Here is a 23,400-nt window from a genome sequence, read left to right on the forward strand (position 1 = left end):
CAGTGAAATTCCGATCAGTCATTTCTCGGGTATTCCGCGTTTTCTGTCAAGCAGGATTTAACTGACCTTGAGATAAACGTGCCAAATGGAGCGTCTATTTGCGCAAATGACCGCATTTACAACTTTTCCATGAAAGAGATTGACTGATCAGAATTTCATTTGATACACATATGCTCACCGAGCGACACCACGGTGCACCTAATAAGAATTCACAGCACGAGGACACGCCAATGGCCACGCCATTACTGCTCCAGGCTGAACACGTCACCAAGGCTTATGCGGGCATTCCTGCCCTGCGTGATGGCCGACTTTCGTTGCGTGCCGGCAGCGTGCATGCCTTGTGCGGCGGCAATGGCGCAGGCAAATCAACGTTCCTCAGCATTCTCATGGGCATCACCCAGCGTGATGCCGGCACCATTCTGCTCAATGGCGAACCGGTGCAATTCAACCGTCCCGGTGAAGCCTTGGCAGCGGGGATCGCGATGATCACGCAGGAACTTGAACCCATCCCCTTCATGACCGTCGCCGAAAATATCTGGCTGGGACGCGAACCGCGTCGCGCGGGTTGCATCGTCGACACCAAAGAGTTGAACCGACGCACCCGCGACTTGCTGGAAAGCCTGGAATTCGATGTGGCCGCCACCAGCCCCATGCACCGTCTGAGCGTCGCGCAGATTCAACTGGTGGAAATCGCCAAGGCGTTCAGCCACGACTGCCAGGTGATGATCATGGACGAGCCCACCTCGGCCATCGGTGAGCGCGAGGCACAAACCCTGTTCAAAGCCATCCGCCGCCTGACTGAACGGGGCGCCGGAATCGTCTATGTGTCACATCGCCTCAGCGAACTGGCACAGATCGCCGATGACTACAGCATCTTCCGCGACGGAGCTTTCGTTGAAACCGGGCGCATGGCTGACATCGACCGCGCGCATCTGGTCAAGGGTATCGTCGGCCAGGAACTGCAACGCATCGATCACAAGGTTGGCCGGGAATGCGCCGCCACCTGCTGCCTGGACGTCGAAGGTCTGAGCCGCAATGGCGAGTTCCAGGACATCAGCCTGCAAGTGCGCCAGGGTGAGATCCTCGGCATCTATGGTTTGATGGGTTCGGGTCGCAGCGAATTCCTCAACTGCATCTATGGCTTGACCACTCCGGACGCCGGCAGCATCACTCTGCAAGGCAAGCCCATGCCGGTGGGTCTGCCCAAGGCGACCATTCGCGCCGGCATGTCACTGGTGACTGAAGACCGCAAGGACAGTGGGCTGGTGCTCAGCAGCAGTATTATCACCAACATTGCATTGTCGGCTTACAAACGCCTGTCCAGTTGGTCGCTGATCAATGCCCGCAAGGAAACAGAGCTGGCTGAAGACATGGTCAGACGTCTGCAGATCAAGACCACTTCCCTGGACCTGCCCGTGGCGTCGATGAGTGGCGGCAACCAGCAAAAGGTGGTGCTCGCCAAATGCCTGTCCACAGAGCCGGTCTGCCTGTTGTGCGACGAACCGACTCGCGGCATCGATGAAGGTGCCAAGCAGGAAATCTATCACCTGCTGGATCAGTTCGTGCGTTCCGGCGGTGCAGCTATCGTCGTGTCGTCCGAAGCGCCGGAGTTGCTGCGCCTGAGTGACCGCATTGCGGTGTTCAAAGCCGGACGGCTGGTCACTATCAGCAGCGACACCGACCTTTCCCAGGAAGCCTTGTTGAGTCTTGCCTCATGAATGCCAAAACCATTACCGCGCCTGCCACCGCAGCCCCGCGCAGCCGACTTCGCCTTTCCCTCGACCGCTTCGGCCTGCCGCTGGTCTTCATTCTTTTGTGTCTGGTCATGGCCTTTGCCAGCGAATATTTCATGACCTGGCGCAACTGGATGGACATCCTCCGGCAGACGTCTATCAACGGCATTCTGGCCGTGGGCATGACCTACGTGATCCTGACCAAGGGCATCGACCTCTCGGTCGGTTCGATTCTCGCATTTGCCGGCCTCTGCAGTGCGCTGGTCGCGACTCAAGGGTATGGCCTTTTGGCAGCAGTCAGCGCTGGGATGTTTGCCGGCGCCATGCTCGGCGTCGTCAACGGGTTCATGGTTGCCAACCTGTCGATACCGCCCTTTGTCGCCACGCTGGGCATGCTCAGCATCGCCCGTGGCATGACCTTCATTCTCAACGACGGCAGCCCGGTTACCGACTTGCCTGAGGAATATCTGGCGCTGGGCATTGGCAAGATAGGCCCGATTGGCGTGCCCATCATCATTTTCGCCGTGGTCGCGCTGATTTTCTGGATGGTGCTGCGTTACACCACTTACGGCCGCTATGTGTACGCAGTCGGTGGCAACGAAAAAAGCGCGCGCACCTCGGGGATCGGCGTACGCAAGGTGATGTTCTCGGTGTACGTGGTGTCCGGACTGCTCGCCGGTCTTGCAGGGGTGGTTCTCTCTGCCAGGACCACCTCCGCCCTGCCCCAGGCTGGCATGTCCTACGAGCTCGATGCCATTGCTGCGGTGGTCATCGGTGGCACGAGCCTTTCTGGTGGCACCGGCAGCATCGTGGGCACGCTGTTCGGCGCCTTGCTGATCGGCGTGATCAATAACGGGCTCAACCTGCTCGGGGTTTCCTCTTATTACCAGCAGGTCGCCAAGGGCCTGATCATCGTGTTCGCGGTACTGATCGATGTGTGGCGCAAGAAAAAACGCTAGCAGCTGTTTCTGTGCTTTTCCTCTGAATGAACGACTGACCAACAACAATAACGGAGTCTCATCATGAAATTCGGTACATCCCTGGCCGCTGTCGCGGCGCTCTCCCTGCTCGCCAGCAGCATCGCGCTGGCCGCCGATGGCAAGACCTACAAGATTGGCGCGGCGGTTTACGGCCTCAAGGGTCAGTTCATGCAGAACTGGGTTCGTGAGCTCAAACAGCATCCAGCGGTCAAGAACGGCACCGTGCAGATCACCGTGTTTGACGGCAACTATGACGCGTTGACCCAGAACAACCAGATCGAAACCATGATCACCCAGCATTACGATGCAATCCTGTTCGTACCTATCGATACCAAGGCCGGGATCGGTACCGTGGCGCGAGCGATGGAGAATGACATTCCGGTGATCGCCTCCAACACCCGTGTTGCCAGCGCCAAGGTGCCGTACGTGGACAACGACGACGTCGAAGGCGGTCGCCTGCAAGCCCAGGCCATGGTCGACAAGCTCAAGGGCAAAGGCAATGTGGTGATCATTCAGGGGCCAATTGGTCAGTCAGCACAGATCGATCGGGAAAAGGGCGAGATGGAAGTCCTGAAGAAAAATCCCGATATCAAGATCATTGAAATGAAAACCGCCAACTGGTCGCGCGCCGAGGCCTTGGCGCTGACCGAAGACTGGCTGAACGCGCACCCCAATGGCGGCATTTCGGGGATCATTGCGCAAAACGACGACATGGCGCTCGGTGCGCTGCAAGCAGTGAAATCCCGAGGCCTGACGCCTGCCGAGGTTCCGGTCACCTCCATCGACGGCATGCCAGACGCCATTCAGGCCGCCAAGAAAAACGAAGTCACCACCTTCCTTCAGGATGCCCAGGCCCAATCCCAGGGCGCACTTGACGTTGCCCTGCGTGCGCTCGCCGGCAAGGATTACAAGCCTCAATCGGTAATCTGGGAACGTTACGCCAAGGACGTGAAATGGGGTGACGGCACCGACAAGAACTACATCCTGCCTTGGGTGCCCGTCACCAATGCCAACGCCGACGCACTGTACCAGCAGGTCAGCGGCGGCAAGTAACACTGGACCACCGCTCAGGGTGCGAGCGTGTTTTTGAGCAAGCCGCTCCCTGGACGTCTACCCATTCAAGCCCAACACAGGAGTCATGTTCATGTCTGGATTCTGGAATCAGGCGTTCGACCTCACTGGGCGCTGCGCCGTGATCACGGGCGGGGCCGCCGGGATCGGTCTGGCCTGTGCCAGCCTGCTGGTGGAGCGTGGCGCACGTGTTGCATTGCTCGACCGCGATCCTGCCGTGGTCGACATCGCCGCCAGTCTGGGACAAGGCCACATCGGCATTGCCGTCGATCTGGGTCAGGTCGATCAGATCGCAAGCACCATTGATAGCGTATTCGAGCACTTCAAGCGCCTGGACTATCTGGTCAACAGCGCGGGCGTCGCACTGCTCGACAAGGCTCTTGAGGTGACCGAAAGCGCCTGGGACACCACCCTCGACATCAATCTCAAGGCCAGCTTTTTCGTCGCACAGGCCTGCGCACGGCACATTTTGGCGCAAGGCAGCGGGCGCATCGTCAATCTCGCTTCGCAGGCCGCCGTCATCGGGCTTGATCGCCATGTCGCCTACTGCGCGAGCAAGGCGGCCGTTGTCGGCATGACCAAAGTGCTGGCCATGGAATGGGCGCCGCACATTACCGTCAACGCCATTTCCCCGACCATTGTTGAAACCGCACTGGGCAAGAAAGCCTGGGCCGGTGAGTTGGGCGAACGGGCCAAATTGCAGATCCCGGCGGGCCGCTTTGCCCAGCCGGAAGAAATCGCCGGGCTCGCGTTGTACCTGCTCAGCGACGTCGCCAGCATGATCACCGGTGAAAACGTGGTGATCGACGGCGGCTACAGCATTCAGTAATTCATCTATCTGTCGCGAGGTTCATCATCATGTCCACCGATACCGCACGCACCGCTGAACAACTCTCGCCGGTCATTCCGGCCACCATGCAGGCGGTGGTGTGCCACGGCCCTGAAGATTACCGACTGGAAACCGTCGACGTGCCAACACCGGGCCCCGACGAAATCCTTACCAAGGTCGAGCTGTGCGGTATCTGCATGGGCGACATCAAGACCTATCGCGGCGCCCCGTCCTTCTGGGGCGATGCCGAGCAGCCCCGTTACGTCAAACCGCCAATGATTCCGGGGCATGAGTTTGTATGCCGCGTCGTCGCACTCGGCCCTGGTGCCGAAAAGCGCGGCGTTAAAGTCGGCGACCGCGTAATTTCGGAACAGATCGTGCCGTGCTGGGGCTGCCGTTTCTGCAACCACGGTCAGTACTGGATGTGTCAAAAGCACGATCTTTATGGCTTCCAAAACAACGTGCAGGGCGCCATGGCGCAGTACATGATCTTCACCAAGGAAGGCATCATCCACAAGGTGCCGGACTCCATCGCACCCGATGAAGCGATCCTCATCGAACCCCTTGCCTGCTCGCTGCACGCGGCTGAACGCGCCAATGTCGATTTTGACGATGTGGTCGTCGTCGCCGGCGCCGGTACGCTGGGCCTCGGGATCATCGGCGCGGTCCGCATGCGCAACCCTAAAAAGCTGATCGTGCTCGACATGAAACCCGAACGTGCAGCCCTCGCCCTGCGCATGGGTGCCGATGAAGTGTGGAACCCCGCCGAAGTCGATGTGCTGGCCAAGATCAAGGACATCACCGAAGGCTATGGCTGCGACATCTACATCGAAGCCACCGGGCATCACAAGGCCGTCAATCAGGGTCTGGCGATGTTGCGCAAGCTGGGCCGTTTTGTGGAGTTCAGCGTATTCAACGATGAGGCGACCGTCGACTGGTCGATCATCGGCGACCGCAAAGAGCTGGACGTGCTGGGTTCCCACCTTGGCCCGTACATGTATCCGCGAGCGATTGATTTCATCGGCAACCGCAAGATCGACATGCGCGACGTGGTGACCCACAAGTTTGCGCTGGCGGACTTCAAGGAAGCCTTCGCGGTGATGGAACGTGGCGACAAGTCGCTGAAAGTGGTACTTGAACCGTAAACGGAACCGTACCCGCCCGATCCTTATAAAAAGAAAACAGGAAACCGCGTTATGAATCGAGTGATAAACGATCCGGATCAGGTGGTCGAAGACATGCTGCGCGGCATTCTGGTCGCGCACCCCGAGCTGCGCCAGAGCGACACCAACCCGCGCGTCATCAGCAAAACGAGGCCTTCTGCCCAAGGGCATGTGGGCATCGTTACCGGCGGCGGTTCCGGCCACGAACCGGCGTTTCTCGGCTATGTCGGCCCCGGTCTGGTGGATGCCGTGGCGGTGGGCGAGATTTTCTCCTCACCGACGGCCAAGAGTTTCTTTGACGCATTTCGCGCAGCCGACCATGGTGCAGGCTTGGCCTGCTTGTACGGCAATTATGCAGGCGACAACATGAACGTGAAGCTGGCCATGAAGATGGCGGCCAGCAAGGGCATGCAGATCCGTACCGTGGTCGCCAATGATGACGTCGCGTCCGCCCCCAAGGCTGATATCGCCAAACGCCATGGCGTCGCCGGTGAAATCTTCATGTGGAAAGTCGGCGGTGCTGCGTCCGCGCAGGGCTACGATCTGGACGGTGTCATTCGCGTGGCACAAAAAGCTGTCGATCATTGCCGCTCGATCGGCATTGGTCTGACCCCTTGCACCATTGCGGCTGTCGGTAAACCCAACTTCCAGATCCCGGACGGCCAGATGGAGCTGGGTATCGGCCACCACGGCGAACCGGGCATCGAAGTCGTACCCATAGAACCTGCGGCGGCCATGGCCGAACGTATGCTGGCGCCGATTCTGGCCGACCGTGACTTCAGTCAGGACAACAGCGTGGTGGTGCTGGTGTCGGGCCTCGGCGCAACGCCAGTCATGGAGCTTTACATTTTCTACGCCGAAGTCGAGCGTCAGTTGCAGGCCAAAGGGCTGAAGATCCATCGCTGCTACGTCGGCAATTACTTCACCTCGCTGGAGATGATGGGCGTGACCCTGACTCTGCTGGGCCTGGACGAAGAGCTTCAAACCCTGATCGATCAACCTTGCCGCTCTATCGGCATGACCCAGGCGGAGTAAATCATGAGTCAGCATTTTTCTTCCCGTGACGGCAGCGCCATCGTTGCAGATCTGGTCAGCGTGATTGTCGCCAACCGCGAATACCTCAGCGAAGTCGACGGCGCCATTGGTGATGGTGACCACGGCATCAACATGGCCAAAGGGTTCGCGCATTGCGGCCGGACCATCGAGGGCAAGCAACTGACCCTGGCGCAAGCCCTGGATGAACTGACCCTGAGCCTGATGGAAGGTATCGGCGGTTCGATGGGTCCGTTGTACGGCAGCCTGTTCATCGGCATGGCCGACGAAGTCCGTGCCAGTGAGGAAATCGACGCCGCCACCTTCGCCCATTTGCTGCGCGGCGGTCTGACCTCGTTGCAGGACATCACCGAAGCCGGCGTTGGCGACAAGTGTCTTATGGACACGCTGATCCCGGCTGTGGAAGCCTTCGAGAAAGTCCATGCAGCCGGTGCATCATTTGCCGAAGCACTGGTCGCCATGAAAGCCGCCGCCTCGCAAGGCCGCGACTCCACGCGGGATCTGGTGGCAAAGATCGGCCGCGCCAGCCGCCTGGGCGAGCGGTCCCTGGGGGTGCTGGATGCCGGTGCGGTTTCGTGCTGCCTGATCCTGACCCGCCTGGCCGACTCCGTGCAGCCAAGGCTGGTCCAGGCCTGAGGCCTTCATCAAATGTCCTGTGAATACTGGACCTGCCGCCCCCTTCGTCAGCAAGCTGACCAGTATGGTTTTTGTTTTGGCCGTTCGGGACCGTGGATTCAGCTGGATGTGCGCTCGGTTCAGGTCACCTTCTCGCCCCTCGGCGACCCACTTTGATGGGGCCAGAGTGGGCAAAGCCCCAGGCTCCGGTTGGGTCCGCCCGCGGCGGAGCCCTTCGTCCTGACCCTGATCCGGCGGTCGCTGCAACGGATCAGCGTCAGAACTCAGCCTGCACCTTACGTCGCGTTCTGCGGTGTGGCAGCTATCGGGGTAGAAAGGCGCTGTTTGGTTTTGGCTCTGCCGTGGCGGGGCTTTTTCGATTCTGATCGCTGAGCCGATAGGGAGCCGACATTTTCAGGGAACATACTTGCCTGTTCGTCAGCAAACAACAGCGCAAAGACCAGCTCCTGCTCAAGCTCCTGAATGACCCGCGTGACCGAAGGCTTCGAGCTGACGCAAATCCATAAACACGCCTTGATAAACACAGAGACTGAAGGAAAATCAGAACACCAGACTCCCGGTGACAAGCGCAAAAGTCTACACGCTGTCGGCCTGAATTTCGCTCGGGGCCGGCTCCGCGAACCGGCCCCGATGGTGCATTAGCGCCCCAGAATAAATCATTCAGCACAGTCCCGACCCAGCCATACATTCAGAAATGTGCTGTCTGCACATTCATGTCTGTGAAGAACGCTCGCTTTTTCGCTGTTTTTTCAGCCTCGTAAAACGGGCGTGGTTATTGCTGTGACTCCAGTCAGACACTCAAACCGAACCACGCTGGCGATCTGGAGAATAGACATGAGTTCACCTGGAGAATTTCCGTTGACTGAAGCCCCCAGGGAGGCGCGCAGAGGGCTGCTGTCTATCTCGATGGTGCTGTTCAGTTTCACCTTCTTTACCGGCACGATGTTCGCAGGCGGCAAGCTGGGGCTGGCGTTCGAGTTCGTTGACATGCTCTGGATAGCCGTCATCGGCAACAGCCTGCTGGCTTTGTATGCCGCGGCGCTGGCGTTCATTGCCTCGCGCAGTGGTCTGAACACGGTACTGATGGGCCGCTTCTGCTTTGGCGAAGCGGGCAGCCGGCTGTCAGACTCGCTGCTTGGTTTTGCAGAACTGGGCTGGTACGCCTGGGGTACCGCCACCGTGGCCATCGTTCTGGTCAAGATGCTCGATCTGGCGAGCGGTTTTACCTTCCCGCTCATGGTGCTCTTCGGTCTCGGCTTCAGCGTTACCGCCATCATCGGCTACAAAGGGCTGGACGTGCTGTCGCGGTTATCGGTACCGCTCATGTTCGTGCTGCTGATCGTCTCGATGTACCTCGCCACGCGAGACATCGGCGGTTTCCAGAAGCTGGCGGCAGTGATTCCACAGGAAACGATGAGCGTGTCCGCTGCCATCACCATGGTGTTCGGGACCTTTGCCAGCGGCGCCACGCAAGCCACCAACTGGACGCGTCTGTCGCGTTCCGGCCGGGTCGCGGTCACTGCCAGCCTGGTCAGTTTCCTGCTGGGCAACGGCCTGATGGTCGTCGCAGGCGCCTGGTGTGCCATCGTGTATCAGCAGGCCGATATCGTTGAAGTGATGATGCTGCAAGGTTTGTCGTTTGCGGCGGTCATCATGCTTTGCCTCAACCTGTGGACCATCCAGGGGCCGACGATCTACAACGTTTCGGCCGCCGCCTGTCATCTGGTACGCAGCGAGCGTCGGCGCACCATGACCCTGGGCGCGGCCGCAGTGGGTGTGGTGCTGGCCATTGGCGGCATGTACGAGATGCTCATCCCGTTTCTGGTCCTGCTGGGGTCGATCATTCCCCCGGTCGGCGGCGTGATCATGGCTGATTTCTGGTATCGCCATCGTGGCAAGTACCCGGCGCTGGCCAGCGTGACATTGCCACGCTACAACGTGCGCGGACTGTCTGCCTACGCAGTTGGCGCGCTGCTGGCTTATTTTTCACCCTGGATCGCGCCTCTGGTCGGGATCGTGGCGTCGGGCATTACCTACATCGTGCTGCTTCAGATCACGGCACGCCGCTCGGTCAGTATCACCGCGCAGGGGGACCATTGAGCCTGACCGTCGAAGAAATCCTCCAGCTTGCGGGCCTGGAAGAAATGACCGTGCGCGCCGGTGCGCGCAACCTTCACCGAAGCGTGCGCTGGTCTTACGTGGCGGAAAATGAGGGCATTGCCGAATGGGTGATGGGCGGCGAGCTGGTGTTCATCACTGGGATCAATCATGCGCGCGAAGAAGCCAACTTGCTGAGTCTGGTCAGTGATGGAGATGCCTGCGGTATTGCCGGGCTGGTCATTCTCACGGGTGGCGCGTTCATTCAGCACATACCACAAGCCGTCGTCGAGCTTGCAGAGCAGTTGGGACTGCCATTGATCGAGCAGCCTTACCTGTTGAAGATGGTGATCGTCACGCACCTGATCGGTACGGCGCTGGTGCAAATGGCTCATACACGGCGTTCGCGCCACGACATCATCGGCCAATTGCTGACCGGCGATTATCCAAGCCTTGCGACCACACGCCAGCGCGCCGCACTGTTGCAACTGCCGGTCGACCAACCCCGCTGCGCAGTAGCCCTGCGCATGTCCCAGGTCGGCGTGTTATTCGACCGTCACAGCGCAGCCGAGGCCGAGCGGCTTTTGCAGCTCACCCGCCAACGCGTGCAGGACCAACTGGATGCCTGGTGCCAAAATTTCCCGGCGCCGCTGCCTGTCATCGCCCAGGGTGACCTGTTCGTTCTGCTGCTGCCCGACCTCTCTGCGTTACGGATTGAACTGGCGCAATTGCACCGGTCACTGAGGGCGCTGACGGGCGACCTGTCAGTGTTCATGGGCCTGTCCCAGCCAGTGCAGGATTGCGGCCACTATCGTCGAGCGCTCAATGAAGCCCGCCAGGCACTGGAGGTTGCGGAAAACCTGCGCCCGGCGACCGGGCTGTGTGATTTCAGTGAGCTGGGCGTGCTACGCCTGCTGCAGGGGATCGGTGACCGCTCGATCATCGACGCGTTTGTCAGCCAGACCCTGACGCCGATGGTCGAAACCGGCCGCAAGCGTCCCCACACACTGATCGAAACCCTGGACGCGCTGTTACGCGAGAACGGCAACGCCATCAAGGCCGCACAACGTCTGAACATTCATCGCAACACCCTCAACCAACGGATCCAGCGCATCGAGCAGCAAAGCAGACAGTCGCTCGATGATCCCCTGTTTCGTATGAACGCTTCGGTCGCCCTGCTGATATGGCGTATGACCGAAGCCCAAGGCAAGGAATAAATCATGCACATCATCAACGCCCGCCTGCGTGGCAAACAGGGTCTGTACCGAATCGAACTGGACGGTGCTTACATCAAAGCCATCAAGGCGCAGCCTCACGTCGCCACACTCACTGGCCCGAACGACAGGGATGCTGAGCAGAATCTGGTGGTCGCGCCTTTCGTGGAACCGCACATCCATCTGGACGCCACCCTCACGGCCGGTGAGCCGAAGTGGAACATGAGCGGCACGCTGTTCGAAGGTATCGAGCGCTGGGCAGAGCGAAAGGAGCTCACCACCCATGAGGACACCAAGAACCGTGCCCGCAAAACCATCGACATGCTGGTCGATCATGGCATTCAGCATGTGCGGACTCACGTAGATGTCACCGACCCGTCGCTTGCTGCGCTCAAGGCGATGCTGGAGGTGCGTGATGAAACCCGGCATCTGATCGATATGCAGATTGTCGCCTTTCCTCAGGAAGGCATCGAATCCTTCGCCAATGGTCGGGCGCTGATGACCGAAGCCATCGCCATGGGCGCCGATGTGGTCGGCGGCATCCCGCACTTCGAGAACACCCGCGATCAAGGGGTCTCTTCGGTGAAGTTTCTGATGGACCTGGCCGAGCGTACGGGCTGTCTGGTGGATGTGCATTGTGACGAGACCGATGACCCTCAGTCGCGCTTTCTGGAGGTGCTCGCCGAAGAAGCGCGGGTGCGGGACATGGGCGCACGCGTGACCGCCAGCCACACAGTCGCGATGGGCTCCTACGACAATGCTTACTGCTACAAACTGTTTCGCCTGCTCAAGCTTTCCGGCATCAATTTCATTTCATGCCCGACCGAAAGCATTCATCTGCAAGGCCGTTTTGACAGCTACCCAAAACGACGCGGTCTGACGCGCGTCGCCGAAATTGACCGCGCGGGGATGAACATTTGCTTTGGTCAGGACTCCATCGTCGATCCTTGGTATCCGCTCGGCAATGGCAATATTCTGCGCATACTGGAAGCCGGCCTGCACATTTGCCACATGCTGGGCTACGAAGACCTCAAGCGCTCGCTGGACCTGATCACCGATAACGCGGCGCGCACCCTGAACCTGGGTGAGCGTTATGGTATCGAGGTGGGACGCCCGGCCAACCTGCTGATACTCTCAGCGCCCGACGATTACGAGATGGTACGCAGCCAGGGGCAGGCACTGGTTTCGATACGCGCTGGCAAGGTGCTGATGCAACGTACGCCGGCTCGAACAGAACGCTTTGATCGTCAGGCGTAACAGGTCTTGATCGTTTGCACTGAATGGCATCAGCGGGTTGCGACCGGCTGATGATCAGAGCCTGTGAACCGGATCGAACGCTCGCAGGCTTTTGACAGTCCGATGGCAAGGACTCTTGAGGACAAACGGATGTTATTCAACACGCTGGTGTTTCTGGCCACGCTCATCGGCATGGAAGGCTTCGCGTTCCTTGCCCACAAATACGTCATGCACGGCTGGGGCTGGGGCTGGCATCGCTCTCATCACGAACCCCGGACTGGCTGGTTCGAGAAAAACGATTTATATGCCGTGGTATCCGCAGGCGTAGCTATCGTGCTGATTGCCCTAGGAACCCAGGGCATGCACCCGCTGGAATGGATTGGCGCGGGTATGACCGGTTATGGCCTGCTGTACTTCATCGCCCATGACGGGTTGGTGCATCGACGCTGGCCATTCAAAATGGTCCCGAGAAGCGGTTATTCCAAACGCCTTTATCAGGCGCACCTGATGCACCATGCGGTATCAGGCAAGGAGCGTTGCGTGTCATTCGGCTTTCTGTATGCGCCTTCAACCGCCCGACTGAAGGCACAACTGCGTGAACTTCACGGCGGACCGCTCAATAAAAACGACGAGGACGGTGCCACAACTCCTTTGGACGCTCGGGATAGCGTCGAACCCGCGAAGTAGTGGCATGCCACGCTCCGCTGATGACCAGCCGCAGCTTGTCCAGTTTTGAAGTGGACTGGCGCGAATCCCAGGCGCGTGGCCCGGCGTCACGCACCTTGACCCCGATTTCCCGGTAAACAGCCCTCGCTGTGGCGACGGCCCAGGCGGATCGCCAGCGAAGCGAAGCAAGCCCGGCTTGCGCACTGACGTAATAAGGCTCAGCCAGATCAACCAGTCGCTGCGCCAGGATCGCCAGCTGTGGGCGGTATTGCGGTGAAGCAAGCTGATCACGCGGGATGCCCATCTCGGCCAGCCAGTCCGCGGGCAGATAACACCGGCCAACAGCAGCATCCTCGACGATGTCGCGCGCAATATTGGTCAATTGAAAGGCCAGACCCAGATCGCAGGCGCGGTCCAGGGTCTTTTCATCGCTGACATCCATGACCTGCGCCATCATCAGCCCGACCACGCCCGCCACGTGATAACAGTACTCCAGCGTGTCCCCGATGCTGCGGTATTCACGCTGACTCACATCCATGGCAAAGCCGGCGAGATGCGCCAGCGCATAGTCCTGACGAATCCGATGGCGATACACCACGTCCTTGAACGCCGCGAAAGCTGGGTCCTCCACCGGCAGCCCTGCGTAGACCGCATGCGTCTGCGCGATCAATGCTTCAAGGCGTTCAAGGGTTTCTGCTTCGCTGAGCACAGTAGCGTCATGTCCGGCTTCCTGACCATCGATGACGTCGTCGCAATGGCGACTCCAGGCGTACAGCATGACAGCGCTGCGCCGGGTAACCGGATCAAACAGTTGCGAGGCCGCCGCGAAGCTCTTCGAACCGACAGTGATGCTTTGCGTAGCGTGATCCATGAGCGCTTGATCGTTCATATTGGTCACCATCATGCGTGCACGTGCTCCAGCATCAGCCCTGCCGTGGCCTTGGCGGAACCAATCACGCCGGGCACTCCCGCGCCAGGATGGGTGCCTGCGCCGACCAGATACACGTTGGCCAGGTTGGCGTCACGGTTATGCGGACGGAACCAGGCACTTTGCTGCAGGATCGGTTCGAGCGAAAAAGCCGACCCCAGATGGGCATTCAGCTCGTCGCGAAAATCGTTGGGGGTGAAAATCCGACTGGTCACCAGGTCTTCACGCAGGCCCGGCATGTAGTACATCTCCAGATAGTCGAAAATCCGGTCGCGGTACCGCGGCCCTTCCACCTTCCAGTCAATGGGCGCGTTCCCCAGATGCGGAACTGGCGAAAGCACGTAATGACTGGAGCAACCGGGTGGCGCGAGACTTGGGTCGGTGATGCAGGGTGCGTGCAGGTACAAGGAAAAATCGTCAGCCAGCGCCTCGCCTTTGAAAATCTCCTGAATCAGCTCGCGATAACGCGGACCGAAACAGACCGTGTGGTGCTGCAACTGCGGCTGCGGCCGCTTGAGACCGAAGTGAATGACGAACAGCGAGTTACTGAACCGCTTGCCTTTCAACCGTCGGCCCTCTTTCACGCCACGCGGATGATGACCCAGCAGGTTGTCGTAGGTGTGCACCACGTCTGCGTTGGATGCAACACAGTCAGCCGGAAAGTGTCGACCGTCGTGCAACCGGACACCGCTGGCCCGGGCGCCAGTCACCTCGATGCTGGAAACCTCGGCGTTCAGCTCGATGCGCCCGCCAATGTCTTCGAACAGCTTGACCATTGCCTGCACCAGCGCACCTGTCCCGCCTTTGGGAAACCAGACGCCCCACTGCCGTTCCAGTGCATGAATCAAGGTGTAGATCGACGACGTGGCAAACGGATTACCACCCACCAGCAGTGAGTGAAACGAGAACGCCTGACGCAGCTTTTCGTCTTCGATGAACTCCGAAACCTTGGAGTACACGCTTCGCCAGGCCTGCAGGCGAGCCAGTTGCGGCCCGGCCTGGACCATGTCACGAAACGACAGAAACGGCACTGCACCCAACTTCAGATAACCTTCCTTGAAGACTGCTTTCGAATAAGCCAGAAACCGCTGGTAGCCTGCCACGTCCTTGGGATTTAGCGCACCAATCTGACGATCAAGGGATGCCTGGTCATTGGCGTAATCGAACTGAGTGCCGTCTTCCCAGCACAAGCGATAAAACGGCGAAACCGGTAATAATTCGATGTAATCCGTGATCGATTTTCCTGCGACGGTGAACAACTCTTCGATGGCGGTCGGGTCGGTGATGACAGTGGGGCCTGCGTCAAAGGTAAAACCTTCGTCCTGATACACATAGGCCCGGCCGCCGGGTTTGTCGCGTTTTTCAAGCAGGGTCGTCTTTACGCCTGCTGCCTGCAGCCGGATAGCCAGCGCAAGGCCACCGAAACCGGCGCCAATCACTACTGCGCTTTTTGTTTGAGTCATAAAGAATTTCCATAATGTCGAGGCCGGTATCGGAGTGCGGCGCGCATGGCCTCACCTACAGGCACTGGCGGTTTGCCCACCAGCACGCGCGCCTTGTCACGCAACAGGCTGTCGCCTGCATAAAACCGACTGATAAGGCCATCGGACAATCCATAAAAACGTTGCATCACTTGCCAGCGGTTCTCAGGGCGCCCGGCCAGAAACAGCATACGGTTGAGCAAACGGTAGAAACCCTGCTGCTGCCACTGATGGCGAGCAAAGTCGCGAATACCCTTACCCAACACTTGCGCATCAGGCTGCGTTTGACTGGCAATCCAGTCTGCGAGTTTCACCGCCTGAGGCAGCGAATAGCCCGTGGTGCAGTGAAACAGACCGGCGCGCAGGCCTGAACGTGGCTGCCCTTGGGCCTCGTGCCAGAAAGCTTCGAAATCGCCGGCCAGAGTGATGGGCAATACGCCCTGCTCTTCACGCAGACAGGCATCAATCTGCCAGCCTTGCTGCTGCGCATACTCGGCAATGTGTTCACGCAACTGGTCTGCCGACAATGAGTGCTGATCCACGTAATGGGTGTCTTCGATCAACAGCGTGTCGGCGCTGAACGGCAGCACATAGACGAAACGGTAGCCATCGCGTTGCGTGACCCTGGCGTCCATGATAATTGGCGCGTCCAGCCCATGAGGCACACGCAGGCGCAGCAATTGGCCGAGAAAAGCCTGTTGACCCAATACCATGTGCGCGCTGGGCTGCACGCCGCGACCGTCAATGACCGCATTGGCTTCAAGCCGTGTGCCGTCTGCAAGCAACAGTTCATGGGGCGCCAGGCTGGCAATCCGTCGGCCTGTCCAGACGCTGTCACCCAGCGCCGCCGAGATCACTTCGCTGAAGCGCTCGGAGGTGATGCTGGCGTAACCACTGTGCATCCGCCGCGAGCGTTCTGGAAAATGCACATCGTAGGCGGGCCATTGTTTCACGACCAAGGGTTCTATCCACTGATGCTGCTCGGCATTGAGATCACCGTCGTGAAACGACCAGGTGTGGTTGCCGCCAAGCGCGTCCTGCTCTTCAACACACAGGACATTCAATTCCGGACGCCGCTGCTTCAGACGCCAGGCAATCAGCCCGTTCGCCAGACCGCCACCGGCCAGAATCACGTCATAACGCATGAACATCCCCTGTGTAGACCGGCTGATGAGTGCACACCACCTCCTCCACGATGTCCGCCGCACGGCTCACACCGCCAGCCTCTCGCAGCTCTGCAGCCAGATGCTGGAGCGGTTCCCGAGGCTGGGCAAGCAACGGTTGCAACTGCGCATGTATCTTGGCCGCTCGGGCACGACGATTGAGTTGTACGCCCAGTTGACGGTAGCTGACGCGGGCAGCGACGCCCGGCTGATCGAAGGCAATGGGCATGACCAGCATGGGTGTCTGCGCGGCAATCGCGTCCAGCACTGTATTCAAACCGCCATGGGTAATCACCGCGTCGGCGCGCTGCAAGACTTCCAGCTGCGGCACGAAAGCCGTTACCCACGTGGCACCCATTTGTTTGAGTGTCTGCTCCTGCGCCGAATCCAGACCGCCGCAATGGGCAATGAACAACTGCGCATCAAGACGCTGACACGCCATGGCGATCTGTTTGAACATGCCCATGCGCGAACCTTGCAGCGTACCCAGACTGGCGAAGATGAACGGTCGATCAGGGTCGATCGACCATTCCCATTGGGTCGTTACCCTGGGTGCACGCAGCGGACCTACGGTATGAAAGTGCGCGGGCCGATGTTCGCGTGGCAAGTCAAAACCGTCGACGGTCTGGCTGATCTGCGCGAACGGTGACAGGTATTCGTGAAAGCTGCCACGCGGTGCGACACCCAGACGTCCAGACGCTTCGTGCAGCACTTTGCGCAACGGTTTCATCAACCAGTCATAGACCCGGCTGCTGGCTTCATAAAGACGCACGCTACGCGCGTCGGTGCCGTAAGCGAACGGCATGACCGGCAGCGGCAATCCGGGTTCCCGGTTGACCGGCAAGGCACAGGCCACCGAGATGAATGGCAGCCCCAATGCCTCGGCCACCAGCCCGCCACCCGCTTCCATCTGGTCGCACAGCATCGCGTCCACGGCCTCATGGGCCAATGCAGCGGGCAGTTCGGCGCAGAACATCGCAGTGGTCGCGCTCAGATCGCGGATAACCCGCAGGAGACCCAGCGGCCCGTGTGGCGCTGCCGCCCGGCGCAACGGTTTGGCGAGGCTCCCGGGCGGATGACTGATTGCGCCGAGCGTGTAAAAGCCGATACGCGGGTCGCTCAGCCAGCGGCGAGCGTCGGCCTGATGAAAGAAAGTGACTCGGTGACCGCGCTCTATCAGTTCCAGCGCTAACACCTGAAAGGCCTGAAAGTGACTGTAAAAGGCGGGTGACACAACGGCAAAATGACTCATGGGCGAGCTTCACCCATCGGCAATGGAACCATCAGTTGCGCATTACGCAACGCGGCCAGATTCTGCGAGCCGGTGCAAAAACAGACGATCCGTAGCTGCCGGATTATTGTTTCAAAATGTTCGATGACTGCAGCGCTAGATGCCATGGCGTCATGCAGCACGCCGGCCGCCTGCCCAACCAGATCTGCGCCAAGGCGTATGGCGCGAGCTGCATCAATACCGTTGCGGATCCCGCCCGATGCAATCAATACCACATCAGGCAGGGCCCGGCGCACGTTTAAAAGGCTGGTAGCCGTCGGGATGCCCCAATTGGCGAATGCCATGGCAACGTCTCGATCTGCCTGACGGGTCGCGCGCTCGGCCTCAACGGCTGCCCAACTCGTGCCACCCTGCCCGGCTACGTCGATCACCTGTACGCCCGCCGAGACCAGCATTTGGGCCACTGATGCCGAGAGCCCCGCGCCCACTTCCTTGACCACCACCGGCACACCGACACTGTCGACCGTGCGCGCTATCGCATCAAGCACCCCCCGCCAATCCCGGTCGCCTTCGGCTTGAACTGCCTCTTGCAACGGGTTGAGGTGAATGATCAGCGCGTCGGCCTGCAGCGCGTCTACAGCGCGGCAAGCCAATTCAAGCCCGTCGGACTCCAGTAATTGCGCGGCACCGATATTGCCCAGCAACGGAATGTCAGGTGCCAGACGACGCAATTCCCGGGTCAGCCCCTGATCATTGGCACTGCGCAGTCCGACCCGTTGAGACCCGACGCCCATGGCAATGCCCAGGGCTTGTGCGGCCTCGGCCAAGTGCCTGTTGATGGCAGAAGCGCGCTCAGTACCTCCGGTCATCGAGCTGATCAGCAAGGGTGCCCGCAGCGTAATGCCGAGCAGAGAACTGCGCAGGTCGATGTCGTCGAGGTTAAGCTCAGGTAACGCGCAGTGTTCGAACTGCACAGCATCAAAGCCCGCGCCAGAGCCTGTGCACTTTTGGTTCAAAACAATATTCAGGTGGTCGTCCTTGCGTCGGCTCAGGTCGCTTTTGTCCATGACGGCTCCGTTTTACGTGGATCATTTTTCTGTATACGCGGTCTGTTGAGTCTTGAGGCACTCATTAACGGAGGTCGTTCCGTTTTTTTAGGCCAGCAAAAGAACCTGAGAAGAACCAGCCCATTCGCTGAATCTTTACAGCCAAGGTAAAACTGACGATGAAAATGGACTTGGACGCACGGATCGACGATCACAGCTTTGTTGAACGCATGGAGCAGATGCGCGCCCAGATCGAAAGGCGGCTGGGCGAGTTATTGCCCGAGGGCTGCAATGAGCGCGACCTGGTAGCAGCCGCCATGCGCGAAAGCACCCTGGCACCGGGCAAGCGCATGCGTCCGATGTTGCTGATGCTGGCCGCGCAAGGGTGGGGTCACACAGGCAGCGAGGCGCTGGAACTGGGATGCGCTGTAGAAATGGTGCACGCCGCGTCGCTGGTGCTGGACGATATGCCATGCATGGACAACGCGACACTCAGACGCGGCCGTCCAACGGCACACCTGAAGTTCGGTCAGGACGTAGCGATTCTGTCCGCAGTCGCATTGTTGAGCCGGGCTTTTGGAGTTGTCGCGGGCATAAACGATATTCCCCCGGCCATTCGAACCCAACTGGTCGAAATCATGGCCAACACGGTCGGTATGCAAGGCTTGGTGCGCGGCCAGTTTCAGGACCTGCATGACGGTAAGCGTGATCGCTGCGCAGAAGAAATCGCCCTGACCAACCGTTTGAAAACCGGGGTGCTGTTTGGCGCAATCATGGACATGGCATGCCTGATAAGCGGCGCTGATGAACGCGCCCGCGCGGCCTTGCAAAGCTTTGCCGTCGAGCTGGGCCAGGCATTTCAGCTGTACGATGACCTTCAGGACAACTGCGCGGACAACGCCAAGGACCAAGGCAAGGATAACGGGAAGTCGACTTTTGTCTCGCTCTACGGCACACAAAAAACTACCGAGCTGTTGCACGCGCATCTGGTAACTGCAGAGCAGCACTTGCATGAGGCGTACGGCAGCACTCACACCGTTGGCGAATACCTCAAGCTGATCTTTCGCAAAGCGCTGCAGCCCCAGGCAACCGCCGCCTGCTCATAAGCCTTCCAAGCCGAGGCGTGCTGGAAGACTCAGCCTGCTTCGGCCGCAAGCGCTACCCCCATGACCCGGTTTCGGCCTTGCTCCTTGCCCTGGTACAGCAGGGCGTCGGCGCGATTCAGTGCCATTTGAAAGCCCTCGTCGTTACCGATCTGTGTCACTGCCAGTGTGGCCGTGACCTCCAGCTTCTGGCCGGGGATCTGGCCTGCGTCGTCGCGAATGCGTTGCGAAATACGTTCGGCGACCTGCACCGCGACGGCCAGCGAGGTGTCGGGCATCAACACCAGGAACTCTTCGCCACCCCAGCGCGCAGCCATGTCGGCGGCTCTGACACTTGAACTGATCATTTTGGAGACATTTTGTAGTATCAAGTCACCGGTCTCATGCCCGTGCACGTCATTGATCTTTTTGAAGTGGTCGATATCCAGCAGTATCAGGGCAGCCGAAAGCCCGTGACACTGTGACTCCATCTGGCGGACACGGTGCTGGATCCGTCGGCGGGTGTAGAGGTTGGTCAGGCTGTCGCGGTTGGCCAGTTGAAACAGTGTCATCTGCATTGAGGACGTGAAGCGTACTGATAACGCAGTGGAGTAAATCGAGAGGCTGGTCGCAGCCAACGCGTTCACAATGCCGAACGCGTCCAGCACCCCGTTGCTCAGGACCGATTCCAGGCCCATCTGGCGACGAAGCGCGAAGCAGCCGACCACGGCCAGCATGATTGCCAGGCTGAATGCAATCCGCTTGAAGGTCGCCAACTGGAAGGTGAATGCGATGATGGGAATCACGCAGAACATATAAAGACTGAAATTGCTTTCCCAGCCAATTACCCAGGATGCCAGCACTGCGTGAGCGATGATCTCGGCGCTCATCAGTTGCCCCGCCTGCCGGTAGCGACTGCCTCGAATCAAATACAGGCAATTGATGTAGATCAGCGTGCTGAACACATTTGCAATCCAGAGGATCTTCAAGTCCAGCAGAAAAAACAGGACGACGAGCACGACATGGATCGCCAGCGCGAAGTACACAATCGGAATGATGTGCTTCCAGAACTGGACGGCAGTGTCCTTGAACAGCTGTGAGCGGTCTTCGCTCGAGAGGGTCATCATTGCGTTTGGTCTCGAAAATACAGGTTGGTCATGACCCTGGGCCGCGAGAATACAGCGGCTCATGCCGGGTTGTCGGCACGAACCTGCAACGCTTGATCATTCTAATGGACAAACGACCGATGCCATCGTTGCCAAACGCTGCTTTAATGTCGCGGTGCTCGTCAGCTGGCGTGGCTGGCCCCGAATGATTCAGAAGGAAGCGTGCTGATGGAACGTCTTACTGCAAAAGATTTTGCCCCTGAACTGCTCGAACTCTACGACTGCTACGCACATGGCAAGATCAACCGGCGGGAGTTTCTGGACCGCGCGGCGCTGTTCACGTTTGGGGGCCTAACCGCCAGCGCCCTGCTCGCTTCGCTGAGCCCCAATTACGCACTGGCCGAGCAGGTGGAATTCACAGACCCGGACATCATCGCCGAGTACATTTCCTATCCCTCGCCCAAGGGCCATGGGCAGGTGCGGGGTTATCTGGTACGTCCCGCGAAAGTCACTGGCAAGGTACCTGCCATTGTCGTGGCCCACGAAAACCGTGGGTTGAACCCTTACATCGAAGACGTTGCACGCCGCGTCGCCAAGGCCGGTTTCATCGCACTGGCTCCCGATGGCCTGTCATCGGTGGGCGGCTACCCCGGCAATGACGACAAGGGTCGCGAGCTCCAGCAAACGGTCAACCCGGAAAAGCTCATGGACGACTTCTTCGCCGCCATCGAATGGCTGATGAAGCACGATGCAGCCACTGGCAAGGTCGGGATCACGGGCTTCTGCTACGGTGGTGGCGTAACCAATGCTGCTGCGGTCGCCTACCCGGAGCTGGGCGCAGCCGTGTCGTTCTATGGGCGCCAGCCAAAGTCGGAAGATGTGGTGAAGATCAAAGCGCCAATCATGATTCACTACGGTGAACTGGACACTCGCATCAATGAAGGCTGGCCTGCTTACGAACAGGCATTGAAGGCAGCGGGAACCACCTACGAGACGTTTATCTACCCGGGAGCCAACCACGGCTTCCATAATGATTCCACGCCACGCTACGACGAAGCCGCCGCAAAACTCGCCTGGGACCGCACACTGGGCTGGTTCAGGAAATATCTGGCCTGAGGCAGATCACAACAAAATCGCTCTGAGGCCCAGCATTCGTTCGATGCTGTCTTACCGGTTGGCCGATCCGTCGGCCTTCATCGGTCTATAGACTTTGTGAGGCAGTCAGAGCCTGGTAATCAGCTCATCAGCGCGGTCTTAATGTTTCGTTGATCCACCCCACCGTCCAACTGAGCGGATGGATCGAGGAATATGGCATAAGCGGCTTCCCTTCTCGCGCGGCCATTTTCCCTTCGGCTTCGCACTCGGCATGAATCCATATTGTGTTTTGCTTGAATCCTTCAGCACGTCGAGCTTCTCGGTAAATACGCTGTCTCCTGAGCGCATCAGCTCTTTTCTCATCGTCGGGCATAGGTCACCTGCATAAGTCTGCTGTGCGCGTGATGGCAAGAAGGACGGCTTGCACATGAAATATGGGGCAAGCACGCGCATTTACGGCAAGAATGCCCCATCCAAGCTGTCTCAGCCCTGACGTGAAGCAGATTCGGACAAAGGTCGGATAGTCGGTGTAACCCGCTGCGCCGCCGCCATAAAGAGTCGAAGGGTTGAACGCAGAAAGGGGTGCGGCGTTTTCCAGGCGCGCCACCAGATCCGGGTTACCAATGAACGGGCGGCCAAAAGCAATCAGATCCGCCTTGTCTTCGTTGAGGCGCGAGCTGGCAAGATCCAGGTCGTAACCATTGTTGGCGATGTAAGTATTTTTGAAGCGTTGGCGCAGCGAGCCGTAGTCAAACGGCGCAATATCACGCGGCCCGCCGGTGGCACCTTCCACTACGTGGAGATACACCAGACCCAGCGTATCGAGCTGATCGACGACGTAATCGAATTGAGCTTGCGGTGCGCTGCTTGAAACGCCATTGGCAGGAGAAATTGGCGACAGGCGGATGCCGGTTCGTTCGGCACCGATCTCCTTGACTACCGCCGCAGTGACTTCCAGCAGCAAACGAGCGCGGTTTTCAACTGAGCCGCCATACGCATCATCGCGCACATTGGCGCTGTCCTTGAGGAACTGATCGAGCAGATAACCATTGGCACCATGGATTTCCACGCCATCAAACCCGGCCTCGATGGCATTCGCTGCAGCCTGGCGAAAATCATTGACGATGCCAGGTAGCTCGCTGATTTCCAGCGCTCTGGGCTCTGAGACGTCTTCGAAGCTGTTGTTGACGAACACTTTGGTGGCCGGTCGCAGCGCCGAGGGTGCCACCGGCGCAGCGCCGTTTTCCTGGAGGTCAACGTGGGAGACGCGCCCGACATGCCAGAGTTGCAGGAAGATATGCCCACCTTTTGCATGCACTGCATCTGTGACTTTACGCCATGCTTGCACCTGCGCCTGGGTATAGATCCCCGGCGTGTCCTGATAGCCCTGCCCTTGCTGCGAAATCTGCGAAGCCTCTGAAATCAGCAGGCCGGCGCTTGCTCTCTGACTGTAATACGTCGCAGCAAATTCGCTGGGCACAAAGCCCTCCCCGGCACGGTTGCGGGTCAGCGGCGCCATCACGACCCTGTTCGAGAGCGTGAGGGAGCCGAGGTGATAAGGTTCAAACAGGGTTTTATCGTTCATAGCGG

General features: G+C 59.2%; 20 protein-coding genes and 1 pseudogene. 13 read left to right on the forward strand and 8 right to left on the reverse strand.

Features of this window, described 5'->3' with window-relative positions; all coding sequences use genetic code 11:
* The first annotated feature begins 230 nt into the window (after positions 1 to 230).
* The 11 genes from KDX37_RS19395 (at position 231) to KDX37_RS19445 (ending at position 12,699) form a co-directional block, all read left to right on the forward strand.
* Positions 231 to 1,718 carry a sugar ABC transporter ATP-binding protein gene (locus KDX37_RS19395; RefSeq protein ID WP_231654322.1) on the forward strand — a complete coding sequence of 496 codons (1,488 nt, stop codon included), beginning with the start codon at positions 231 to 233 and terminating at the stop codon, positions 1,716 to 1,718.
* Complete coding sequence (locus KDX37_RS19400) at positions 1,715 to 2,692, forward strand: ABC transporter permease (protein WP_231654323.1); 978 nt, start codon at positions 1,715 to 1,717, stop codon at positions 2,690 to 2,692. Before KDX37_RS19395 ends, KDX37_RS19400 begins: the two co-directional genes overlap by 4 nt.
* A 63-nt stretch (positions 2,693 to 2,755) precedes the next feature.
* Positions 2,756 to 3,766 carry a substrate-binding domain-containing protein gene (locus KDX37_RS19405; protein WP_231654324.1) on the forward strand — a complete coding sequence of 337 codons (1,011 nt, stop codon included), beginning with the start codon at positions 2,756 to 2,758 and terminating at the stop codon, positions 3,764 to 3,766.
* A 91-nt stretch (positions 3,767 to 3,857) separates the two neighbouring features.
* Positions 3,858 to 4,613, forward strand: a complete 756-nt coding sequence (locus KDX37_RS19410; protein WP_231654325.1) for an SDR family oxidoreductase — start codon at positions 3,858 to 3,860, stop codon at positions 4,611 to 4,613.
* Between the two features lie 29 nt (positions 4,614 to 4,642).
* Positions 4,643 to 5,758, forward strand: a complete 1,116-nt coding sequence (locus KDX37_RS19415) for an MDR/zinc-dependent alcohol dehydrogenase-like family protein (RefSeq protein ID WP_231654326.1) — start codon at positions 4,643 to 4,645, stop codon at positions 5,756 to 5,758.
* Between the two features lie 51 nt (positions 5,759 to 5,809).
* Positions 5,810 to 6,811, forward strand: coding sequence for a dihydroxyacetone kinase subunit DhaK (locus KDX37_RS19420; RefSeq protein WP_231654327.1), 1,002 nt, complete (start codon positions 5,810 to 5,812; stop codon positions 6,809 to 6,811).
* A gap of 3 nt (positions 6,812 to 6,814) precedes the next feature.
* Positions 6,815 to 7,465 (forward strand): dihydroxyacetone kinase subunit DhaL, encoded by a 651-nt coding sequence (gene dhaL, locus KDX37_RS19425; protein WP_231654328.1) that lies wholly within the window; start codon positions 6,815 to 6,817, stop codon positions 7,463 to 7,465.
* Positions 7,466 to 8,299: 834 nt separating this feature from the next.
* Positions 8,300 to 9,565 carry a cytosine permease gene (gene codB, locus KDX37_RS19430; RefSeq protein ID WP_231654329.1) on the forward strand — a complete coding sequence of 422 codons (1,266 nt, stop codon included), beginning with the start codon at positions 8,300 to 8,302 and terminating at the stop codon, positions 9,563 to 9,565.
* On the forward strand, positions 9,562 to 10,779 hold the full coding sequence (locus KDX37_RS19435) for a PucR family transcriptional regulator (RefSeq protein WP_231654330.1): 1,218 nt from the start codon (positions 9,562 to 9,564) through the stop codon (positions 10,777 to 10,779). Before codB ends, KDX37_RS19435 begins: the two co-directional genes overlap by 4 nt.
* Positions 10,780 to 10,782: 3 nt before the next feature.
* A complete protein-coding gene (gene codA, locus KDX37_RS19440; RefSeq protein WP_231654331.1) occupies positions 10,783 to 12,033 on the forward strand; it encodes a cytosine deaminase in 1,251 nt (416 codons plus the stop codon).
* 129 nt (positions 12,034 to 12,162) lie between these two features.
* Positions 12,163 to 12,699: a sterol desaturase family protein gene (locus KDX37_RS19445; RefSeq protein ID WP_231654332.1), complete on the forward strand. Its 537-nt coding sequence runs from the start codon at positions 12,163 to 12,165 to the stop codon at positions 12,697 to 12,699.
* Here KDX37_RS19445 and KDX37_RS19450 read toward each other — a convergent pair.
* Genes KDX37_RS19450 through fni form a run of 5 tightly spaced genes read right to left on the reverse strand, consistent with a single transcriptional unit; the run spans position 12,629 to position 18,548 of the window.
* Positions 12,629 to 13,567, reverse strand: coding sequence for a phytoene/squalene synthase family protein (locus tag KDX37_RS19450; RefSeq protein ID WP_231654382.1), 939 nt, complete (start codon positions 13,565 to 13,567; stop codon positions 12,629 to 12,631). The two genes, KDX37_RS19445 and KDX37_RS19450, sit on opposite strands and share 71 nt — an antisense overlap.
* Before the next feature lie 11 nt (positions 13,568 to 13,578).
* The gene (locus tag KDX37_RS19455) at positions 13,579 to 15,069 is read right to left on the reverse strand and encodes a phytoene desaturase (protein ID WP_231654333.1); all 1,491 of its coding nucleotides are present in this window, start codon (positions 15,067 to 15,069) and stop codon (positions 13,579 to 13,581) included.
* Positions 15,066 to 16,232, reverse strand: a complete 1,167-nt coding sequence (gene crtY / locus KDX37_RS19460) for a lycopene beta-cyclase CrtY (protein WP_231654334.1) — start codon at positions 16,230 to 16,232, stop codon at positions 15,066 to 15,068. Before crtY ends, KDX37_RS19455 begins: the two co-directional genes overlap by 4 nt.
* Entirely contained in the window at positions 16,222 to 17,502 is a 1,281-nt protein-coding gene (locus tag KDX37_RS19465) for a glycosyltransferase (RefSeq protein ID WP_231654335.1), read from the reverse strand. Before KDX37_RS19465 ends, crtY begins: the two co-directional genes overlap by 11 nt.
* A complete protein-coding gene (gene fni / locus KDX37_RS19470; RefSeq protein WP_231654336.1) occupies positions 17,499 to 18,548 on the reverse strand; it encodes a type 2 isopentenyl-diphosphate Delta-isomerase in 1,050 nt (349 codons plus the stop codon). Before fni ends, KDX37_RS19465 begins: the two co-directional genes overlap by 4 nt.
* Positions 18,549 to 18,706: 158 nt before the next feature.
* On the opposite strand from fni, the gene KDX37_RS19475 reads away from it, so the two are divergent.
* The gene (locus tag KDX37_RS19475; protein WP_231654337.1) at positions 18,707 to 19,633 is read left to right on the forward strand and encodes a polyprenyl synthetase family protein; all 927 of its coding nucleotides are present in this window, start codon (positions 18,707 to 18,709) and stop codon (positions 19,631 to 19,633) included.
* A gap of 29 nt (positions 19,634 to 19,662) precedes the next feature.
* Here KDX37_RS19475 and KDX37_RS19480 read toward each other — a convergent pair whose 3' ends face one another.
* Entirely contained in the window at positions 19,663 to 20,736 is a 1,074-nt protein-coding gene (locus tag KDX37_RS19480) for a GGDEF domain-containing protein (RefSeq protein WP_231654338.1), read from the reverse strand.
* Between the two features lie 207 nt (positions 20,737 to 20,943).
* Here KDX37_RS19480 and yghX point away from each other — a divergent pair, with 207 nt between their 5' ends.
* A complete protein-coding gene (gene yghX / locus KDX37_RS19485) occupies positions 20,944 to 21,831 on the forward strand; it encodes a YghX family hydrolase (protein ID WP_231654339.1) in 888 nt (295 codons plus the stop codon).
* Between the two features lie 127 nt (positions 21,832 to 21,958).
* Here yghX and KDX37_RS19490 read toward each other — a convergent pair whose 3' ends face one another.
* Both KDX37_RS19490 and KDX37_RS19495 read right to left on the reverse strand, forming a co-directional pair.
* Positions 21,959 to 22,183 carry a hypothetical protein gene (locus tag KDX37_RS19490; protein WP_231654340.1) on the reverse strand — a complete coding sequence of 75 codons (225 nt, stop codon included), beginning with the start codon at positions 22,181 to 22,183 and terminating at the stop codon, positions 21,959 to 21,961.
* A gap of 141 nt (positions 22,184 to 22,324) precedes the next feature.
* Positions 22,325 to 23,395: pseudogene (locus KDX37_RS19495) on the reverse strand (alkene reductase); the annotation flags it as partial.
* Between the last annotated feature and the right edge of the window lie 5 nt (positions 23,396 to 23,400).

Origin of the sequence: Pseudomonas californiensis, assembly GCF_021147775.1 — a bacterium.
Classification (GTDB): Bacteria; Pseudomonadota; Gammaproteobacteria; order Pseudomonadales; family Pseudomonadaceae; genus Aquipseudomonas; species Aquipseudomonas californiensis.

What these genes read in the sequence shown, in the direction of transcription:
- KDX37_RS19395 (WP_231654322.1), top strand. Translation starts at nt 231, where the DNA reads ATGGCCACGCCATTACTGCTCCAGGCTGAACACGTCACCAAGGCTTAT.
- KDX37_RS19400 (WP_231654323.1), top strand. Translation starts at nt 1,715, where the DNA reads ATGAATGCCAAAACCATTACCGCGCCTGCCACCGCAGCCCCGCGCAGC.
- KDX37_RS19405 (WP_231654324.1), top strand. Translation starts at nt 2,756, where the DNA reads ATGAAATTCGGTACATCCCTGGCCGCTGTCGCGGCGCTCTCCCTGCTC.
- KDX37_RS19410 (WP_231654325.1), top strand. Translation starts at nt 3,858, where the DNA reads ATGTCTGGATTCTGGAATCAGGCGTTCGACCTCACTGGGCGCTGCGCC.
- KDX37_RS19415 (WP_231654326.1), top strand. Translation starts at nt 4,643, where the DNA reads ATGTCCACCGATACCGCACGCACCGCTGAACAACTCTCGCCGGTCATT.
- KDX37_RS19420 (WP_231654327.1), top strand. Translation starts at nt 5,810, where the DNA reads ATGAATCGAGTGATAAACGATCCGGATCAGGTGGTCGAAGACATGCTG.
- dhaL (WP_231654328.1), top strand. Translation starts at nt 6,815, where the DNA reads ATGAGTCAGCATTTTTCTTCCCGTGACGGCAGCGCCATCGTTGCAGAT.
- codB (WP_231654329.1), top strand. Translation starts at nt 8,300, where the DNA reads ATGAGTTCACCTGGAGAATTTCCGTTGACTGAAGCCCCCAGGGAGGCG.
- codA (WP_231654331.1), top strand. Translation starts at nt 10,783, where the DNA reads ATGCACATCATCAACGCCCGCCTGCGTGGCAAACAGGGTCTGTACCGA.
- KDX37_RS19445 (WP_231654332.1), top strand. Translation starts at nt 12,163, where the DNA reads ATGTTATTCAACACGCTGGTGTTTCTGGCCACGCTCATCGGCATGGAA.
- KDX37_RS19450 (WP_231654382.1), bottom strand. Translation starts at nt 13,567, where the DNA reads ATGAACGATCAAGCGCTCATGGATCACGCTACGCAAAGCATCACTGTC.
- KDX37_RS19455 (WP_231654333.1), bottom strand. Translation starts at nt 15,069, where the DNA reads ATGACTCAAACAAAAAGCGCAGTAGTGATTGGCGCCGGTTTCGGTGGC.
- crtY (WP_231654334.1), bottom strand. Translation starts at nt 16,232, where the DNA reads ATGCGTTATGACGTGATTCTGGCCGGTGGCGGTCTGGCGAACGGGCTG.
- KDX37_RS19465 (WP_231654335.1), bottom strand. Translation starts at nt 17,502, where the DNA reads ATGAGTCATTTTGCCGTTGTGTCACCCGCCTTTTACAGTCACTTTCAG.
- fni (WP_231654336.1), bottom strand. Translation starts at nt 18,548, where the DNA reads ATGGACAAAAGCGACCTGAGCCGACGCAAGGACGACCACCTGAATATT.
- KDX37_RS19475 (WP_231654337.1), top strand. Translation starts at nt 18,707, where the DNA reads ATGAAAATGGACTTGGACGCACGGATCGACGATCACAGCTTTGTTGAA.
- KDX37_RS19480 (WP_231654338.1), bottom strand. Translation starts at nt 20,736, where the DNA reads ATGATGACCCTCTCGAGCGAAGACCGCTCACAGCTGTTCAAGGACACT.
- yghX (WP_231654339.1), top strand. Translation starts at nt 20,944, where the DNA reads ATGGAACGTCTTACTGCAAAAGATTTTGCCCCTGAACTGCTCGAACTC.
- KDX37_RS19490 (WP_231654340.1), bottom strand. Translation starts at nt 22,183, where the DNA reads ATGCCCGACGATGAGAAAAGAGCTGATGCGCTCAGGAGACAGCGTATT.